This is a genomic window from Variovorax sp. CF079 (genome assembly GCF_900101545.1).
Classification (GTDB): Bacteria; Pseudomonadota; Gammaproteobacteria; order Burkholderiales; family Burkholderiaceae_C; genus Variovorax.
The window spans coordinates 1-16,799 of sequence record NZ_FMZU01000016.1; the positions used below are offsets into that span (position 1 = coordinate 1).

The window sequence follows — 16,799 nt, forward strand, 5'->3', positions numbered from 1 at the left end:
GCGGTGTCCGTGTCGTAGCGCAGTCCGCTGACGATGATGCTGCCCGCGCCATCGACCCCGCCGATGCCGGCCGCATCGGCGGTGCTCACGCCGGTACCGCCGGAGCCCACGCCCGATCCGTCGTCGCCGCCGGAGGCCGTTGTCGAGCCGCCATCCGTGCCGGACGAGCTTCCGCCCTGGCCGTCGCTGGTGCCGCCGCCGCCGAGCGACTCGGCGGTCAATCCTGCAATGCCGGCGCTGCCGAACGCTGCGCTTCCGGCTCCGCTGCTGCTGCTGCTGCTGCTGCTGCTGCCGCCACCGCCGCAAGAGAGCAGCAAGCCGGTCAACAGCGCCAGCAAGCCATTGCGCAGCGAGTTGTTCGTCATGCTTTTCTTCCCCGTAGTCGTTTCGAGGGCGTGGCAGCCGGTGCTTCAGCGCGCTCGGCTGCGCCGTCTTCATAGTAGGTGTAAATGCCGACCCTGATGCGGCCCGAAGCCGTTTTCTCGGCCTCTTCGAAGGCGCGCGTCATTTCCCGGGTCAATTCGTGATGAAGTTGGCTCCACCGCTCGCGCACGAGCTCGTGGATGCGTTCGCAGTCCTCCAGCGCAATCCCGGCTGCGAATACCGATCGTTCGAGCAAGGGCGGCTCTGCGCCGAGCGTGTTGGCTACGCCCGCGAGCAGGTGATCGCGCGTGTTGTCGCCCAGGAAGGCGAGCATCGTCTTCAAGTCCTTCGCCGGAACGAAGGCGGTGGCGTTGAGCTCGGCGCGGCCCTCGTGCTCGATCGCCATGTTCAAACGCACCAGCTCGTCGAGGATGGCGCGGTGGTGCACGTTGCCATGGCTGGCGCGCCGGGCAACGGTTTCGAACGATGACGCCTGGGCTTCGGCCACGATGGGCAGGGACCGGTGCGCAGGGTCGTCGTCGATCATCTGCAGCCACAGGGTCAGGGTCTTGGCCGCGGCTGACATCTCGGTGTGCGGCAACGGATCTTCCGGCTCACGCACCTTCGTGGTCACGGCCTTGCGGTTCAAGCCTGTCGTCACCGACAGCTGGCTGATGTTCGGCTCGGCGCCCTTGTTCTGGAGCCACGCACGGCGCGCTTCGTCGATCAGGAGATCCCGCAGCAATTCCTCCAGATGGGGATGCTTGACACCGAAGGCCAGCGCGAGCCTGACCAACGGACGCATGACGCGTGCGCAAGCCGCCAGGACCCAGGCAAGTTGGCCTTCTGTGATCTGTGCCTTGTCGCTGGGCAATCGGTCCTCGGACAGTGACGGGCTTAACGCCTAGTTACCAACTGGACAGCGACTTGCGTCGCTGTCTTACAAAAAGAAGCACATCACTATAAGACAAGAGAACTACAGATGTGAAGATTTCACATCCAAGGTGCTTCCTCAGGAGAGAAAAATGTCAAAGCCTGTCACACGTAGCAAGAAAAAGATCACGCCCTGGAGGAGCGGCCGCCCGGTCGTTGCGTGGCGACGCAGCATGGCGGCGCCGCGAGTCTCGATCGCTGCGCATGAAATGAGCGCGCACCGGGCCTTTGCTGCAGCGACGCACGTCAGGAAAGCGATACAGGACCGCATCGTTCGCGCCTTCCGGAGGCACATCGAGGGTGCGGGGCGCGGGCCCACGGACGCAGAGCTGCTGATGTTCGCAAGACGCGCGATCGCGGAGCAACGATTGGGGCGCAGTCTTGCGCAAGCCAAGGCAGACCGGTACTGCGGCGCCGGGCAAACCTTCGGTGAACCTGCATCTGTCTTTCGTCGAGGAGAGCATCCATGACTGCCGCTTCTGTTTCTTTTGGCGAGCCTCCAGTCACGTCTTCGGGCGTCGCCTTTGGAAACCTCATCGATCTGGCGAGGTTGCAATCAGGCACTGCGTCAGCCGAAATCTGCGAGGCCTGCAGCACCATAAACATGGGCTCTGCGCGGTATTGCAAATGCTGTTCGCACAAGCTGCCGGCCTTCTATGCCAGCAGAGATGCAGGCAAAAAAGTGCCGCTGCCGAAGGAGTCGCGCATCGTCCTGCGGCGGGCATGGGCCTTGGACTTTGCAGCCTTCTGGCTCGTGATCAATTCACTGGTAATCGTCACGAAGTTCATCCCCATCCCATAGCGCTGCTTGCACTGTCCGACGGATCATCGGAATGACCAAGTTCTGCGAGTCGTGCCACACGCCCAACAGAGACAGCGCAAGGTATTGCCGGGGTTGTGCGGGCAAGTTCTCGGGCATCCGCTCAGGCACGACAACGTTCGATACCACCACGTCCAGTGAACCGCTCGCGGTGCCAACGGCGCCGCGCTATTCGTTGGCGTTGAAGGCTGTTGCTCGCGAGCCGCGGAGCACTGGTGCACTGAGACGCGTGGGATGGATACCCGTGCCGCCAGGTGTCGACGTGTCCATCGTCTTGTTGTTGATCGTGCTGGCGCTGCTGCATGGCGCTTTCGTCCTCTGGTACTTGAGCCGCGATGCGACGCGCATTGTCCCGCCTTCGAGCGCGGCCTCATCCCTGTTGCAGCCGGCCAGCCCGGCTGCGGAGCAAGCAGCAGTTGCTTCTTCGCCGCCGCCTGCCGCGTCCGTGGACCCCGCGCCGGTGGCCTCTGTTCACCCGGCGACGGCGGCAACAAGAGGCACGCCACAGCAGCCTGATGTGCCGCAGGCTCTATCGAGCGTGGGCTCACCAGCTGAAGCCTCGGTTGATCAAGACGATCTCGTTCCCCAGCCGGCTCGAACCACGGTGGCGACTGTTCAGGTTCAGCCCAGAACGGCGCGTGTCGAAGCAACGCCGGTGCCAGCGCCGATGCCGATGCCGATGCCGATGCCAAGAGCGCAGCCACCTATCCAACCCCGAACTGCCACGGCAGACGCACCCGAAGCCAAGGGCGACGCGCCTGCCGCTCCGGTCGTGGTGTTGGCGAGCCCACCTGTGGCCGATGCGCGCCCCAGCCTCAGCGAGGCGCGACCTGCGGCGCGCTCAGGCACACAGCTCCAAGCCGCCGCTCGTCCGGCAACAAGAAGCTCGACCGCCTGCGACCGATACAACCCCTTTGGAGAGGTGCCCTGCTGGAACTTCAGGCAGGCAGGTCAGGCGCCTCAGGCATCACAAGCCGGGACTGCCGGCGCAGTGATCATCTCCAAAGGTTCGGGCGGAGGTATTGGCGCCGATCCCGGCGGCAGCGGTGGCGGTAGCTCCTCGGGTGCTGGCTCCGGCGCTGGCGCTGGCGGTGGTGCCGGTGGTGCCGGTGGTGCCGGTGGTGGCGGTGGTGGCGGTGGCGGTGCCGGCGGTGGTGGTGCCGGTGGTGGTGGCGGCGGTGGTGCCGGTGGTGGTGGTGGTGCCGGTGGTGCTGGCGGCGGTAGTGCCGGTGGTGGTAGTGCCGGTGGTGGTGCCGGTGGTGGTGCCGGCGGTGGCGGTGGGCCTGGCGGCGGCGGTGGGCCCGGTGGTGGCGGTGGGCCCGGTGGTGGCGGCGGGCCTGGTGGCGGCGGCGGACCCGGAAGATGACTTGATCTAGGCTCTGACCACCCTCCCGGCCTGGCGCCGGTACAGCGCCAGCGTCGCAATCAGCCCGCAGACCGCCGCGAAGCTCATCCAGTAGGCCGGCGCCGCCTTGTCCGCAGTCGCCTCGATCAACCAGGTCGACACGGCCGGCGTGAAGCCGCCGAAGATCGCGGTGGCGAGGCTGTAGGCCAGCGAGAAGCCGACCACGCGCACCTGCGCCGGCATCACTTCGGTGAGCGCGACCACCATCGCACCGTTGTACATGCCGAACAGGAACGAGAACCACAAGAGCACGTCGAGCATGCGGCCGAAGCTCGGCGCCGCCGCCAGCCAGGACATGGCCGGATAGGCGGTGAGGACGGCCAGCACGGTCATCGCGACGAGCAGCGGCTTGCGGCCGATGCGATCGGAGAGTGCGCCGCCCACCGGCAGCCAGATGAAGTTGGTGACGGCGACCAGCAGCGTGACGACCAGGCTGTCCTTGGCGCTCAGGTGCAGCACCGTGCGGCCGAAGGTCGGCGTGTAGACCGTGATCAGGTAGAAGGTGGCGGTGGTCATCGCCACCAGCAGCATTCCGGCGAACACGATGCGCCAGTTCTGCCGCATCGATGCGGCCACCTCGCGCGTCGTCGGATGGTGTTTGCGGGCCTGGAACTCCTCGGTCTCCTGCAGCGAGCGGCGCAGCACGAAGATGCAGGGGATGATCGCGCAGCCGACGAAGAAGGGCACGCGCCAGCCCCAGCCGGCCAGCGTCTCGGGGCTCATGAGCTCGTTGAGTGCGAAACCCAGCGCCGCGGCCAGCACGATCGCGACCTGCTGGCTCGCCGATTGCCAGGCGGTGTAGAAGCCCTTGTGCCCGGGCGTCGCCATCTCCGAGAGGTAGACCGAGACGCCGCCCAGCTCGGCGCCCGCCGAGAAGCCCTGCAGCAGCCGGCCCAGCAGCACCAGGGCCGGCGCGAGCAGGCCGATCGAGGCATAGCCCGGGACGAAGGCGATCAACACGGTGCCGCTGGCCATGATCGCGAGCGTGACGATCAGGCCCTTGCGGCGCCCGACCTCGTCGATGTAGGCACCGAGGACGATGGCGCCCAGCGGCCGCATCAGGAAGCCGGCGCCGAACACCGCGAAGGTCAGCATCAGCGAAGCGAAATCACTGGTGGCGGGAAAGAAGGCCTTCGCGATGTAGGTCGCATAGAAGCCGAACAGGAAGAAGTCGAACTGCTCGAGGAAGTTGCCGCTCGTCACGCGGAGCACCGCGCCGAGCTTGGAGCCTTGTTGAACGGACGCGGGCGCGCCGTTGGCCAGGATGGCTGTGGTCATGATGGATCGTGCTTGCGGCATGCTGACCAGAGCCTGAACAGGCCCTGGCTCAGGCGACGAACTTGCAGAGCGAGGCGGCGGTGCGCGTGTCCATGTTGCGTCCGCGGTTCAGGTGGTCGTCGATCTCGGCCGCGCAGCCGAGCATGCGCGGATAGAGGAAGATGGTGAAGGCTGCGGTCTCGAGCTCGCGTTCGCCGATCTCGCCTGACTGCAGCGGCTGCCACAGCATCTTGAGCAGCAGGGCCGCGATCACCGCGTCGACGTTCACGCAGTAGACGTTGCGCGAGACGCCGGCGTCGAACAGCTGCTGCACCAGCGCCCGGTAGAAATCGTGGAACACGTTGCAGTCGCCGCGCGCTTCCTGCAGCTTGGCGATGAACACTTCGCGCGGATCGAAGTTGACCGGCTTGTCCTTGAACACCGGATGGTTCACGCCGGGCAGCTTGGCGATGTCGAGGCTGCCCACGGTCTTCTTCTGGCTTTTGTATTGCGCGTACTGCTCCACCGCGCGCGCGGCCAGCGCCTTCAGGTCGATGCCGTGGTCGCTGGCGCTCGGATCCTTCAGGCCGCTCGCCTTGAACTGCTCGTTGAGGTAGGCGATGCCCTCATAGCCGTTGCCGCCGTGCGCATAGCCGGTGTGCGTGAGAAAGCCGACCAGCGCCTTGTTGAGCTGCACGCGCTCGGGCTGCTCGGGTCCGTCGGCCGAGACCGCGCCCTTGGCGCCCTGCGCCGAGATCGCGCCCGGGCCGTTGGTCAGGAGCAGGCCGACCAGCGTCTGGAAGGCGAACAGATCCTTCTCGCCCGGCGTGTGGCCCAGGAGCGCCGCGAAGGCGATCTCGCCCAGGCTGAGGCTTCCCAGCATCTGCTCCTGCGCGATGCCGCAGAAGCGCCCGGCCTCGTGCTTCGAGGCCTCGGCCGAAGCGCCGATCAGCGTGCCAAACAGTTGCAGCCACCAGGGGAAGTTCTCGGCGGTCAGACGCGAGATGCGCTTGCGCGAGAGCGGGCCCCAGGCCAGCGTGGCCGAGATCGCGGCCAGCACCGCGGCTTCGGTCGGATGGCCCGGTTGGTTCTGCAGCCAGCGCAGGAACACCGAACGCGCGCCGCGTGCCCGGACGCCGGCGATCAGGGCCTGGGCGCGGGCATCGGGTGTCTCGGTCGTGAGCTCGGGCGGGTCCGAGGCATCGACCGTGCCGACGTCGAAGCTCTCGCTCAGCGAGGCGCCGAACTCGGTGCCCAGCCCGGCGGCATGGAAGCGCTCGAGCATGAACTTGAGCGCAGCGCGCGCCGCTTGCTGCCGCTTCGGCCCGACGATGGCGGCCGCGGCGGCCAGCACCGCGTTGGGCGCGTTGCCGGCCTCGCGGCTGGCTTCGGCTGCCGCCAGCTCGGGCCGGCCATGCAGGTTGACGAAGGCCGCGATCGCGGGTGCGATCAGCTTGCGGTCGTTCTCGCCGCCGGCGTCGTGCACCAGCGCCAGCGCGACGTTCGACTCCAGCGGCAGCGTGGCCGCATCGAGCATGCTGGTGCCGTGCAGGCTGCTGACCTGCGTCTTCGCGTCCATCTGCGAGGCGCCGGATGCATCCTTCATGGCCTGGCGCGGCACCACGCCGCCGATCTGCGTGTTGAGCAGCGCCACCTGTTCGTTGTAGGGCGCGACCGCTTCCACCACCAGCGGACGCAGTTCATCGGGCAGATCCAGCCCTTCGTCGGAACCGAACCAGGGCTTGAGCGCCAGGTTTCCTTCGGCCGCGAAGTCGGGCATGGTCGCATTGGCGCGCATCACGGCCGTGAGCGCGGCCGGGATGTGGGCGATGTTGGTCACCAGCGCGCCCTTGGCAGAGAACACCGGGTTGTCGGGCGTGAAGATCGCGTCGACGCCGAACTTGTCCATGAACCAGCGTTCCTTGGCCAGCGCGTCGTCCGAGCCGCCGGCCATCGCGCCGGCATGGCCGACCGCGCGCGTGAGCTTGCTCTTCCAGCGGCCCACCACGCAGGCCACCACCGGCTTGGTGAACTGGGCATCGAACTCGTAGTAGCCGCCGGGTTCGCAGTAGAGCACCGCGGCCTTGCTGCGCGCATCGTTGGCCAGCGCGAAGGCGAACTCGGGCGCCGCGTAGTGGATGTAGACGTCCTTGCCCGATGAGATGACCGTGGTGGTGCCCCAGCCCGCCATGCGCAGGTACTGCGCGATGGTGGTCGAGAAGCCGCCCGAGTTGGAGAAGATCGCGATCGAGCCCGGCCTGAGCGAGTCGCCGGGCTTGTCGCCGCCCAATGCGCCGCCGATGCGCACCTGGTTCCACGAGTCGGCCACGCCGAGCCCGTTGGCGCCGAAGATGTCGATGCCGTTCTGCTGCCCCATGGCGCGGATCTCGCGCGCGTCGTGCACGGCGATCTTCTCGGTGATGATGAAGATCTTGCGCAGGTCGGGGTTGACGCGGATCAGTTCGGCCACGCCGTCGCGCGCGGCCGAGGGCGGCAGATAGACCACGCCGCAGTTAAAGCGGTGTCCCGCGGCCAGCGCGTCGCGCACGTTGTTGTAGACCGGGATGTTGCCGATGCTCGTCTCGAGCACCGCACCGCCCTTGCCCGGCGCCGTGCCGCACACCACGTTGCCGCCGGAGTACACATGGCTCACCGGCGTCACCTCGCTCGATTCACCGCCCAGGATGTTGAGCACGCAGACGCGGTCGTCGCGCGACGCCACCTGCGTGAGCGAGCTGATGCCGACGTGGTACTTGAAGTCGCCGACGCCTTTTTTTTGCCAGTTGGCTTGCATGGTGATCTCTCCTGCGTCAGTCGGCGTTGGCGGTTGCGGGGGCCTGGATGCCGAGCCGGGCCGCGATCTGTTCGCGTCCGCCGTCCTTCATCCAGTTGTTGACCTTCTTCGCGAACTGGATCACCTCGCTCATGTCGGAGTCGAAGCCGAAGAGGCGATAGGGCAGGCCCAGCGCATCGCAGGTGTCGCGCAAGGCGCCCATGCCGCGCACCAGGTTCGGCCCGCCGCGGCCCAGCACCACGTAGAGCGGCGTCGGCCCGTGCTGGCTGAAGTGCTCGCGCAGCGCATCGGCCATGGCGCGCAGGGTCTCGAAGATGTCGGTGTTGTTGCTCTTGCCGCCGATGATGAAGAGCACGTTGGCCTGCCTGAGCCAGTGCTTGAAGCAGATGCGCGCCACCTCCTTCATCTTCTCGTAGGGCGGGTTGCCGCCGAAGTCGGAGCTGATGATCGCGTCGTCGCCCAGCATTTCGGTCACCAGCGAGTTGGCGCCGCCGCCGAAGGTGGGCGCGAGCACCGTGCCGCGCTCGTTGATCACGTAGACATCGCTCTGGCCCTGGTGGGTGCGCAGCGTGTTGATCTCCTGCTCGAAGTCGGAATAGTCGGCCGCGAACAGGTGCGGCGGCAGGCCCAGGCGCAGCCAGCGCGGATCGTCGCGGTCGAAGCCGCACTTGAAGTCGCAGGCCACCGGCGTGAGCCGGCCCTTCTTGTCCTCGCGCATGCGGATCGGGTTGAGCTCCAGCGTGGTCATGCCGAAGTCGTGGAACAGCTCCCACAGCTTGGGCAACTGCTGCACCAGCGGCGAGATGATCTCCTTCGGTGCGCCGATCTCGGTCAGCGCATTGGCCACCACGAAGGCCTTGAGGCCGGTCAGCGGATCGAAGGGCACCATCGCGACCTGGCTCTTCTCGAGCTCCTCGATGTCCATGCCGCCCATGTGCGTGAGCGTCATGGTCGGCGCGCGGAAACGCGTGGAATCGCTGATCGAGAAGTAGACCTCGTGCTTGGCCGGCACGCCGGCCTCGAAGGTCACGCCGTTGGCCTTGGCCTTGACGTGGCCGACCGTGTGTTCGGCGAAATAGAGGCGCTCCTTCTCGGCCAGCGCAGTCTTCAGATCGGTGGCGCGGCCCAGGAGGCCGGCCTTGCCCTTTTTGCCGATGCCGCCCTTGAAGACCGGCTTGACGAAGATGAGCCCGTATTTGTCGATCAGCGCCTTGATTTCTTCTTCGCTGGCCGCGGGGCCCAGCACCTCGGTGGCGGGAAAGCCTGCAAATTGCAGCAGCCGCGCGCCGTGCAACATACCCGTGATCTGCATGTCGATGTCTCCTGGTGTGCGCGAACTGCGCTGTGGGCATCCAGCGTGGGGATGCCCTGGAGAAATCGTAGAAAGCGAAGCTGTCGATCCGCCGTCACGGCGATCAGGGTTTGTACGGGGCCACCTAGTTTTTGTAGCCGGGATCGATGCGGTCGAGCTTGCGGATCAGCGAGGGCCAGACGAAGGCGCCTCCGAGACCGCCGGTCTGCACCTTCATCGCCTGGCCCACGCCCTCGACGATCTTCGGATTCACCTGCGTGAGTTCACTGCCGCCGGACTGCGCGGCGATCTGGATCTGGCAGGTGGTCTCGAAGACGTACATCGAGAGAAAAGCATCGGCGATGGTCTTGCCCACGGTGAGCAGGCCGTGGTTGCGCAGCATCAGGAAGTTGGCGTCACCCATGTCGGCCTGCAGGCGCGGCTTCTCGTCGTCGCGGAAGGCCACGCCCTCGTAGTCGTGGTAGGCCAGCGAGGCGAGCACGAAGGTCGACTGCTGGCTGATCGGCAGCACGCCGTTCTTCTGCGCGCTCACCGCGATGCCGGCGCGCGTGTGGGTGTGCAGCACGCACTGGATGTCTTCGCGCGCCGCATGCACCGCGCTGTGGATCACGAAGCCGGCCGGGTTCACGGGGTAGGGCGAGTCGATGATCTTGTTGCAGTCCTGGTCGACCTTGATCAGGCTCGACGCCGTGATCTCGTCGAACATCAGGCCGTAGGGATTGATCAGGAAGTGGTGTTCGGGCCCGGGCACGCGCGCGCTGATGTGCGTGAAGACCAGGTCGCTCCAGCCGTAGAGCGCGACCAGCCGGTAGCAGGCCGCGAGGTCGACGCGCAGCTGCCATTCTTCGGCGGAGACGAGCTTCTGGATTTCGGGTTGGGTGGTGGCGTTCATGTGGGTGTCCTTGGGGTGAAATTTCAGACGGCCTCTGCAGGCTTCAACACAGCCTTGTAGATGCTTTGACGCGGCTGCGCCATCACGCGCTTTAGCATCGGTTCGAACTCGGCGATCGGCAGCGTCTCGGCCTTCGGGTCGAAGGCCGGGTTGTCGTAGAGCTCGCAGAACTCGGCCGTGCGTTCGTAGTTCGGATGGTTCCTGAAGTTGTCGCGCAGGTTGCGGTCGAGCCCGATGTGGTGGAAGAAGTAGTGGCCCTGGAAGATGCCGTGGTTCTGCACCATCCAGTGGTTCTCCTCGCGCACGAATGGCTTCAGGATCGCGGCCGCGATGTCGGGATGGTTGAAGGAGCCCAGCGTGTCGCCGATATCGTGCAGGAGCGCGCACACCACGTACTCTTCGTCGCGTCCGTCGCGCAAGGCGCGCGTGGCGGTCTGCAGCGAGTGGGTGTAGCGGTCGACCGGGAAGCCGCCGTAGTCGCCTTCGAGGATCTGCAAGTGCTTGATCACGCGCTCGGGCAGGCCGCTCGCGAACTGCATGAACTCGCCGCCGATCAGTTGCCAGTCTTCCCGCGTGCTGTCCTGCATGCGGGTGAAGTTCGCTCTTGCGTTCATCGTGTCTCCGTGGGGTGCGGCCCACTGTAGACCTGCGCTTGACCATCAACTGTCAAGAATTTGACAATCCAGGGCCCTGGTAAACCCCCGACCCTGCATGCCTCAGCCTCCCCGACCGCGCCTGTCTGCAGCGCACCGCAGCGCCATGGAAGCCAACCCGTGGTTCGCCTCGATGCCGCGCGTGCAGCGCGAGGCCTTGCTGGGCGCTGCCGACCTGGTCCACCTGCGGCGCGGCGCGATGCTGTTCCGCCAGGGCGATCCGGTGCAGGCGGCGGGCAGCGGCTTCTACGGGCTGGCGGCCGGAACGATCAAGATCTCGACCTTGCGGCACGATGGGCGCGAAGCCATCCTGGCCGTGCTCGAGCCCGGCAACTGGTTCGGCGAGATCAGCCTGATCGACGGTTCGCCGCGCACCCACGATGCCACCGCGCTGAGCGCGCTCGACCTGCTGGTGGTGCCGCCTGAAGCCTTCGCGCAGCAGATGCAGGGCAGGGCCTTCTCCCATGCGATCGCGGCACTGCTCGCGGCGCGGGTGCGGGGACTCTATGGATTGATGGAGGACGCCACCTTGCGCGACCTGCGAGCCCGCGTCGCACGCCGGCTGCTGGTGCTGGCGCGCGGCGACGCGACCCAGTCGGTGCATCTGCGCAAGCGCGTGCGCCTGCCGCAAGAGGCCTTGGCGATGATGCTGGGCGTGACGCGGCAGACGCTCTCGAAGGAGCTCAACGCGCTGGCGGAAGAGCGCGTGATCGCGCTCGGCTACGGCCGCATCGAGCTGTTGTCGCTCGATGCGCTGCAGCGCCTGGGCGGCACTGCTTAGCGCAATACGCGCCCGTCGGCCGTGATGCTGATCAGGTCGATGCTGCGCTGCGGATCGCGCAGGCCGGGGCGCAGGTTGATGCGAAAGCCGCCGACGTCGTAGTCCGTCATGCCGGCCATCACGCGCTGCAGGCTCGCGGGCGTGAAGCCGCGGCCGGCGCGGCGAACGGCTTCGCCCGCGGCCTTGGCGGCGATGAAGCCTTCCATGCCTTCGTAGGAGGCCGTCTGGTCGGAGGTGTCGATGGCGGCGAGGTATTCCTTGACGATCGGGATGGCCGAGGGCCGCGGCGAGGGCACGACCTGCGAGATCACGATGCCGCCGATGTCCTTGCCCAGCGCCGCGTAGAGCGGATCGATGCCGACGATCGAGAAGGCCATGAAGGCGCCGGAATAGCCGCTCTTGCGCAGCTTGCGGATCACATTGGCGGTGGTGCTCGAAAGCGACACCAGCACGATGGCCTGCGGGTTCTGCTTCTGCACCGCGGCGAGTGCCGCATCGAGCTTGTCGCCGGCGGCGGGCACCAGCGCGCTCGCCGCCAGGGACCCAAGCTTCTGATCGGTCATGGCCTGCTGCACGGCGGCGAGACCGGCGCGGCCCATGGCGTCGTCGTCGCCGACCAGCGCGATGCGCGTCTGCCCCACGGTGGCACATTGGCGCACGATCTTGAAGGCCTCGTCGGCCATGCTGGGACGCACGTGGAACACGTTCGGATGCGCGGCGCCGCGCAGGCTGTCCGAGGCGGCGAAGGGTGCGAAGAGCAGCGTGCCCTGTTGCGCGGCCGCGGCGGCACCGGCTTCGCTGCTGGCGGTGCCGACGAAGCCGAACAGCATGTCGGCCTTGTCGGTGGTGAGCAGGGTGCGCGCGTTGGCGGCAGCGCGCGCGGCGTCGTAGCCGTCGTCGAGCTGCTGCAGTTTCAGGTGGATGCCGCTGGCGGCCTGCGTTTCGTTGAAGTGGGTCGCGTAGAGGCGGCAGCCGGCGGCAAAGGCCAGCCCGATCTCGCTGGCGGCGCCGGTCAGCGGAACCGATTGCCCGAGGATCACCGTGCGCGCCGAGGCCGCTGCCGGCGCGGCGGCGCGCGTGGTCTGCGCCTGGCCGATCCGGCTCGCACCGAGGCCGCCGCCCAGCAGCATCGTGGCCCCCACCTTGCCCAGCCAAAGCCTGCGTGACAGATCCATCGGAAACCTTTCGCTACATCAATCTGAAAAATGTAGCAATTTTGGTGCCTCATACGAAGGTAGTAAGTCACGTTGGGCCGGTTTGCTGATGGGCGCCGCGTCGGCGGCGCGCTTGCCGGATACGCAACGCTGTATTGCGCGCTCTGCGCCGTATCCACGTGAACGATTGCCGCGTACTTCGAAGGCGCTCCGTGCGCTGTTTCGAAAACCGTTCCACTTCTTGAGGTGACGCCGATGAAATTCCCAACACATTCCCGCAGAGCCTGCGTCCTCGCCTTGTGCGCGGCAGCGGCCGGCGGCGCCTTCGCGTCCAGCCACCGCGAAGCGCCTTCCATTGCCGGTATGCCCAAGCTCGATGCGACCGACTTCTACATGTTCCGCAGCTACGAGCCGGGCCGGCAGAACTACCTGACGCTGATCGCCAACTACCAGCCCGACCAGGGTCCGTACGGCGGGCCGAACTACTTCACGATGGATCCGAACGCGCTGTACGAGATCCACCTGGACACCGACGGCGACGCGGTCGAGAACGTCACTTTCCAGTTCAAGTTCAAGAACACGCTGCGCGACATCCAACTGCCGATCTCCGGCAAGCAGGTGTCGATTCCGCTGGTGCAGTCGGGCGGCATCTCGGCGCCCAATGGCGCGACCAGCAACCTGCGCGAGACCTACACCCTGAGCGTGGTGTACGGCGACCGCCGCAAGGGGCGTGCGGAGGCGGTCACGATGGCCGGCGGCGGCACGGAGTTCGACAAGCCCACCGACAACATCGGCGACAAGACCTTCGGCGGCCCGACCGGCTATGCCGCCTACGCCAACCAGCATCTCTATGCGGTCAACATCCCGGGCTGCGCTACGCCCGGGCGCGTGTTCGTGGGCCAGCGCAAGGATCCCTTCGCCGTCGCGCTGGGCCAGGTGTTCGACCTGATCAACCTCAATCCGCTGGGTGCGCCGAACGCCAATCCCGACTCGCTGGCCGGCAGGAACATCACCACGATGGCGCTGGAAGTGCCGATCGCCTGCGTGACGGGCGCCGACCCCATCGTCGGCGGCTGGACCAGCGCCAGCGTGCGCCAGGGCCGCCTGATCGCGAGCCCGCCCAAGAGCGGCCACGGCACCACCGCGCTGAACGGCGGCGCCTGGACGCAGGTCTCGCGCCTGGGGATGCCGCTGGTCAACGAACTGGTGATCGGCCTGAAGGACAAGGATAAGTTCAACAGCTCCAAGCCCAGGGACGACGCGCAGTTCGCGGACTACGTGACCAACCCTACCTTGCCGGCCCTGATCCAGACGCTGTTCCCTTCGGCGCCCGCGCCGACCAACTTTCCGCGCAGCGACCTGGTCGCGGCCTTTCTCACGGGCGTGGATGGCGTCAACAAGCCGGCCAACGTGAAGCCCTCGGAGATGCTGCGGCTCAACACAGGCATCGCGCCGACACCGAAGGCCAGCCAGATGAACCTCGGCGTCCTGGCCGGTGATACCGCGGGCTTCCCGAACGGCCGCCGGCCGGGTGACGACATCGTCGATGCCGAGCTGCGCGTGGCGATGGGCGTGCTCTGCGTCGCGACCGGCGCGAGCGACACGCTCAAGGTTGGTTGCATGCCTGCCGACGCTCCGGCCGGCGGCGCGGCGCTGACCGACGGGGCGGCCGTGAGTCCTGCCCAGTTCCTCGACGCCTTTCCGTACCTGAACACGCCGCTGCCCGGTGCGCAGTGAGGAGAACGGCATGAACCGCAAGACCCATCTGTGGAGTGCATCCTTGCTGGCAGCGGTCGTCCTGGCCGGGTGCGGCGGCGGAGGAGGGGGCGGATCTGGGGGCTTCCCCATCGGCACCGCACCGCCGCCTTCGAACCCACCGCCCGTGATGACCGATCCGTACGACGCCTTCATCGCCTACGTGAAAGGACTGATCGACATGGCGCTCGACACCGCCGAGCCGGCCGATGTCGCGGCTTTCGATCCGCCGCCGACTTCGGACACCAAAGACCCGCTTTCCACGCAGTGATGTCTGGAGCGGCCATGCGGGTGCGCGCGCTCATGCGATGGCTGGTTCCGGCCTTCGTCGTGCTCGCCGGGGCCGCAGGCGCGGCCCCGCGCGTGCCGGCGAGCGACGAGGCCATCGTCGAGACCCTGCCTTCCATCGCAGGCTGGTCGCGCGACGAGCACAGGCTCCGGCGCGAGCTTGCCCAAAGTCCGCGCGACGAAGGCGTGGCCATCGCGGCGGCGCAGGCCTATCTGGACCTGGCCCGCGCGCAGGGCGATGCGCGCTACGCGGGCTATGCGATGGCTGCGCTGCAGGCCTGGGAACCGGTCTCGGCCGGCGCAACGCCGCCGGCGGTGCTGGTCATGCATGCGACCGTGGCGCAGTTCCTGCACGACTTCGACGGCGCCGAAGCCACGCTGAAGATGGCGCTGGCCCGGCAGCCAACCCATGCGCAGGCCTGGATCACGCTCGCCACCATCCTGCGCGTGCGCGGGCGCTATAGCGAATCGGATGCGGCCTGCCGTGCATTGGGCCGTGTCGGGCCGGCGCTGTACGCCATCGCCTGCCTGGCCGAGAACGCAGGCCTGCGCGGCGAGCATGCGGCGGCCCGCAGCGCGCTGCAGGGGCTCCTGGCCGACCCGGCGCTGGCGCACCCGCGCCAGGCCGGCACGCGCCAATGGCTGCAGACCAGCGTGGCCGAGATCGAGGAACGTGCGGGCCGCCCGGCGGCGGCCGAACTCGCGTACCGGCAGGCGCTCGATACCGAACGCTCGGGCTACCTGCTGCTGGCCTACAGCGACTTTCTCCAGCGGCACGGGCGAGCGGCCGAGATTGCGCCTCTGCTCGGCAAGGAGCCGCGCAACGATGCCGTGCTGCTGCGGCTGGCCGTGGCCGGACGGCGCGACAGCGCGCAGCGGGAAGTGCAGGAGCTGCAGGCGCGCTTTGCGGCCGCCGCGCTGCGGCCGCATGCGACGTCGGTGCATGCGCGGGAACAAGCGCTGTTCGCACTCGATGTGCAGGGCGATGCGCGACGCGCCCTCGCGCTCGCGCGCGTCAACGTCCAGCTGCAGCGCGAACCGATCGACCTGCTGCTGTTCGCGCGCGCGGCCGTTGCGGCGCGCGACGAGGCCGCATGCGGCGAAGTGAAAACGCTGCTGCAACAGACGGGGCTGCGAGATGCGCGCATCGATGCGATTCTTTGAGCGCCTTGGTGCGGTGCTGCTGTTCATCGCGTTGGCAGCCGCCTCACCGGCCGCGCGGGCCCACAAGGCGAGCGATGCCTACCTGCAGCTGCAGCGCAACGGCGACACGCTGGACCTCCGCTGGGACATCGCGCTGCGCGACCTCGATGCGGCGCTCGACCTGGATCGCAACGGCAACCGACAGCTGAGCTGGGGCGAGGTTCGCGCGCGCATGGACGACATCGGCGCCTATGCGTTGGCGCGCCTGCGCATCGAGCAGGGGCGATGCAGGCTCGCGCACGCACAGCCGCCTGCCGTCGAAAGCCGCATCGACGGGGCCTACCTTGTGCTGCAGTTGCAGGCACGCTGCGACACCGGCCCCGCCATGGAACTCGACTACCGGCTGTTCAAGGAAGTGGACCCCACGCATCGCGGGCTGTTGCGCATCGGGGCGCAAGGCGACGCGGCGCCGACGGCGCGCTCGCTGGATCCGGCAGGCGGGCCGGTGGCCGTGGCCTGGCCGGAGGGCCCGACCGGGGCGGCATCGGGCACGAGCTTCTTTCGCGATGGCGTGCACCACATCCTGATCGGCTACGACCACGTGCTGTTCCTGATCTGCCTGCTGCTGCCCGCCGTGCTGCGGCGCGGGGCGGACGGGTGGATGCCGGTCGCAAACTGGCGCGAGGCCCTGTGGCCGATGGTCGGCATGGTCACCATGTTCACCGTCGCGCACTCCATCACGCTCGCGCTGGCGGGCCTCGAACTGCTGACGATCTCGCCGCGCATCATCGAGCCGGCCATCGCGCTCACCATCATGGTGGCGGCGCTCGACAATCTCCATCCGCTGCTGCGGGGCCGGCGCAAGCTCTTCAGCTTCCTGTTCGGCCTGATCCACGGTTTCGGCTTTGCGGGCGTGCTCGGCGAACTCGAGCTGCCGGCCCGCGGCTTCGTCACCGCGCTGCTTCAGTTCAACCTGGGCGTGGAGGCCGGACAGCTGGTGATCGTGAGCGCAGCGCTTCTCGTGCTGGTGGCCTTGCGCGGCTGGCGCGGCTATCGCCCTGTGGTCCTGCGAAGCGGCTCGGTGCTGGCCGTCGCCATCGCGGCGCTCTGGCTGTTCGAGCGGGTGTTCGATGTCCAGTTGGTGGCCGTGTAGCGTCGGAGTGCTCGGATGAGGTGTTAACTTTTGTTTTTGAAACGTGCTTTTTGCACACGGCGAAAGCGCGCTCCGATGGCAACATCCCCGCTGATC

The 16,799-nt window shown here is 67.4% G+C and carries 14 protein-coding genes and 1 pseudogene; 7 read left to right on the forward strand and 8 right to left on the reverse strand.

The annotated features are described in order from the left end of the window. Together BLS74_RS21030 and BLS74_RS21035 are read right to left on the reverse strand one after the other, a co-directional pair. A pseudogene (locus BLS74_RS21030) lies at window positions 1–365 on the reverse strand (hypothetical protein); the annotation flags it as partial. Then, window positions 362–1,237 carry a DUF6502 family protein gene (locus BLS74_RS21035; protein WP_348272435.1) on the reverse strand — a complete coding sequence of 292 codons (876 nt, stop codon included), beginning with the start codon at window positions 1,235–1,237 and terminating at the stop codon, window positions 362–364. The pseudogene BLS74_RS21030 and the gene BLS74_RS21035, both read right to left, overlap by 4 nt. A gap of 525 nt (window positions 1,238–1,762) precedes the next feature. On the opposite strand from BLS74_RS21035, the gene BLS74_RS33940 reads away from it, so the two are divergent. Together BLS74_RS33940 and BLS74_RS34820 are read left to right on the forward strand one after the other, a co-directional pair. Then, window positions 1,763–2,098 (forward strand): hypothetical protein, encoded by a 336-nt coding sequence (locus BLS74_RS33940; protein ID WP_139191721.1) that lies wholly within the window; start codon window positions 1,763–1,765, stop codon window positions 2,096–2,098. A 1,064-nt stretch (window positions 2,099–3,162) separates the two neighbouring features. After that, entirely contained in the window at window positions 3,163–3,492 is a 330-nt protein-coding gene (locus BLS74_RS34820; protein ID WP_212733683.1) for a hypothetical protein, read from the forward strand. On the opposite strand, the gene BLS74_RS21055 is transcribed toward BLS74_RS34820, so the two are convergent. The 5 genes from BLS74_RS21055 to BLS74_RS21075 form a co-directional block, all read right to left on the reverse strand. Then, window positions 3,489–4,799, reverse strand: coding sequence for an MFS transporter (locus tag BLS74_RS21055; RefSeq protein WP_093109099.1), 1,311 nt, complete (start codon window positions 4,797–4,799; stop codon window positions 3,489–3,491). The two genes, BLS74_RS34820 and BLS74_RS21055, sit on opposite strands and share 4 nt — an antisense overlap. 49 nt (window positions 4,800–4,848) lie before the next feature. Continuing rightward, the gene (locus BLS74_RS21060) at window positions 4,849–7,572 is read right to left on the reverse strand and encodes a CoA-binding protein (RefSeq protein WP_093109100.1); all 2,724 of its coding nucleotides are present in this window, start codon (window positions 7,570–7,572) and stop codon (window positions 4,849–4,851) included. Window positions 7,573–7,588: 16 nt separating this feature from the next. After that, window positions 7,589–8,884 carry an ATP citrate lyase citrate-binding domain-containing protein gene (locus BLS74_RS21065; protein ID WP_093109101.1) on the reverse strand — a complete coding sequence of 432 codons (1,296 nt, stop codon included), beginning with the start codon at window positions 8,882–8,884 and terminating at the stop codon, window positions 7,589–7,591. A 124-nt stretch (window positions 8,885–9,008) separates the two neighbouring features. After that, window positions 9,009–9,776, reverse strand: coding sequence for a class II aldolase/adducin family protein (locus BLS74_RS21070; RefSeq protein ID WP_093109102.1), 768 nt, complete (start codon window positions 9,774–9,776; stop codon window positions 9,009–9,011). A 23-nt stretch (window positions 9,777–9,799) separates the two neighbouring features. After that, a complete protein-coding gene (locus tag BLS74_RS21075) occupies window positions 9,800–10,390 on the reverse strand; it encodes an HD domain-containing protein (protein ID WP_093109103.1) in 591 nt (196 codons plus the stop codon). A 145-nt stretch (window positions 10,391–10,535) separates the two neighbouring features. On the opposite strand from BLS74_RS21075, the gene BLS74_RS21080 reads away from it, so the two are divergent. After that, a complete protein-coding gene (locus BLS74_RS21080) occupies window positions 10,536–11,210 on the forward strand; it encodes a Crp/Fnr family transcriptional regulator (protein ID WP_170855675.1) in 675 nt (224 codons plus the stop codon). Here BLS74_RS21080 and BLS74_RS21085 read toward each other — a convergent pair. After that, a complete protein-coding gene (locus BLS74_RS21085) occupies window positions 11,207–12,385 on the reverse strand; it encodes an ABC transporter substrate-binding protein (RefSeq protein WP_093109105.1) in 1,179 nt (392 codons plus the stop codon). The genes BLS74_RS21080 and BLS74_RS21085 overlap by 4 nt on opposite strands. Before the next feature lie 234 nt (window positions 12,386–12,619). Between BLS74_RS21085 and BLS74_RS21090 the strand changes: the two genes are divergently transcribed. The 4 genes from BLS74_RS21090 to BLS74_RS21105 are packed head-to-tail and all read left to right on the forward strand — an operon-like array spanning window position 12,620 to window position 16,703. Next, window positions 12,620–14,101, forward strand: coding sequence for a DUF4331 domain-containing protein (locus BLS74_RS21090; protein ID WP_093109106.1), 1,482 nt, complete (start codon window positions 12,620–12,622; stop codon window positions 14,099–14,101). A 10-nt stretch (window positions 14,102–14,111) separates the two neighbouring features. Then, a complete protein-coding gene (locus BLS74_RS21095) occupies window positions 14,112–14,390 on the forward strand; it encodes a hypothetical protein (protein WP_093109107.1) in 279 nt (92 codons plus the stop codon). A 14-nt stretch (window positions 14,391–14,404) separates the two neighbouring features. Beyond that, window positions 14,405–15,571 carry a tetratricopeptide repeat protein gene (locus BLS74_RS21100; protein ID WP_093109108.1) on the forward strand — a complete coding sequence of 389 codons (1,167 nt, stop codon included), beginning with the start codon at window positions 14,405–14,407 and terminating at the stop codon, window positions 15,569–15,571. Next, window positions 15,558–16,703: a HupE/UreJ family protein gene (locus BLS74_RS21105; RefSeq protein WP_244503947.1), complete on the forward strand. Its 1,146-nt coding sequence runs from the start codon at window positions 15,558–15,560 to the stop codon at window positions 16,701–16,703. The genes BLS74_RS21100 and BLS74_RS21105 overlap by 14 nt, the downstream gene beginning before the upstream one ends. The last annotated feature ends 96 nt before the right edge of the window (window positions 16,704–16,799 follow it).

What these genes read in the sequence shown, in the direction of transcription:
- BLS74_RS33940 (WP_139191721.1), top strand. Translation starts at nt 1,763, where the DNA reads ATGACTGCCGCTTCTGTTTCTTTTGGCGAGCCTCCAGTCACGTCTTCG.
- BLS74_RS21055 (WP_093109099.1), bottom strand. Translation starts at nt 4,799, where the DNA reads ATGACCACAGCCATCCTGGCCAACGGCGCGCCCGCGTCCGTTCAACAA.
- BLS74_RS21060 (WP_093109100.1), bottom strand. Translation starts at nt 7,572, where the DNA reads ATGCAAGCCAACTGGCAAAAAAAAGGCGTCGGCGACTTCAAGTACCAC.
- BLS74_RS21065 (WP_093109101.1), bottom strand. Translation starts at nt 8,884, where the DNA reads ATGCAGATCACGGGTATGTTGCACGGCGCGCGGCTGCTGCAATTTGCA.
- BLS74_RS21070 (WP_093109102.1), bottom strand. Translation starts at nt 9,776, where the DNA reads ATGAACGCCACCACCCAACCCGAAATCCAGAAGCTCGTCTCCGCCGAA.
- BLS74_RS21075 (WP_093109103.1), bottom strand. Translation starts at nt 10,390, where the DNA reads ATGAACGCAAGAGCGAACTTCACCCGCATGCAGGACAGCACGCGGGAA.
- BLS74_RS21080 (WP_170855675.1), top strand. Translation starts at nt 10,536, where the DNA reads ATGGAAGCCAACCCGTGGTTCGCCTCGATGCCGCGCGTGCAGCGCGAG.
- BLS74_RS21085 (WP_093109105.1), bottom strand. Translation starts at nt 12,385, where the DNA reads ATGGATCTGTCACGCAGGCTTTGGCTGGGCAAGGTGGGGGCCACGATG.
- BLS74_RS21090 (WP_093109106.1), top strand. Translation starts at nt 12,620, where the DNA reads ATGAAATTCCCAACACATTCCCGCAGAGCCTGCGTCCTCGCCTTGTGC.
- BLS74_RS21095 (WP_093109107.1), top strand. Translation starts at nt 14,112, where the DNA reads ATGAACCGCAAGACCCATCTGTGGAGTGCATCCTTGCTGGCAGCGGTC.
- BLS74_RS21100 (WP_093109108.1), top strand. Translation starts at nt 14,405, where the DNA reads ATGCGGGTGCGCGCGCTCATGCGATGGCTGGTTCCGGCCTTCGTCGTG.
- BLS74_RS21105 (WP_244503947.1), top strand. Translation starts at nt 15,558, where the DNA reads ATGCGATTCTTTGAGCGCCTTGGTGCGGTGCTGCTGTTCATCGCGTTG.